The sequence below is a fragment of the Streptococcus mitis genome, assembly GCF_019929545.1.
Lineage (GTDB): Bacteria > Bacillota > Bacilli > Lactobacillales > Streptococcaceae > Streptococcus > Streptococcus mitis_BU.
Window position 1 is genome coordinate 1 of record NZ_JAHZPT010000065.1, and the last position, 556, is coordinate 556.

The 556-nt window shown below is 37.8% G+C and carries 1 protein-coding gene; it reads right to left on the reverse strand.

Features of this window, described 5'->3' with window-relative positions:
- On the reverse strand, window positions 1-480 hold a 480-nt coding region (locus K1I71_RS09550; RefSeq protein WP_223330854.1), incomplete at its 3' end, for a transposase.
- Between the last annotated feature and the right edge of the window lie 76 nt (window positions 481-556).

A 556-nucleotide genomic window follows, 5' to 3' on the forward strand; every position in this document is an offset into this window, starting at 1 on the left:
TTTATTCTCATCCCGGTTATTACGTTGCTTTGGTGCTTCGACAAATGAGGCATCAACAATTTGACCTTTGTGAGCAATAAGGCCACTATCTTCTAACGTTTGATAAAAAAGATCAAAGAGGGCATCTTCTTTACCAGACTTTGTCAAACGTTCACGGTATAACCAGATAGTTTTAGCGTCTGGAATCTTATGTTCATCACAGCCGACAAAACGACGAAAAGACAGACGATCTAAAAGTTGGTATTCCATGGCATCATCTGAAAGGTTATGAAGACGTTGAAGCAAGAGTACTTTGAACATCATCAAAAAGTCGTATGGTGGGCGTCCACCTTTAGATTTATCTTTATTAGGCTTATCATAAATGTCAATCAAGACTCTTGTGAATAGTGCCCAATTCATGACCTTGTCTAGTCGTTCTAAAGGATTTCCCATAGCGTTCAATTTTGAAAGTAACTGCTCATCATCTGTAAAAAGTCGCATAAATAATAACCTCATCTTATGATAAGGCTATTATCTCATATTTTGGTGTCCATTGGATAGGTTTTTAGAGGTGCCC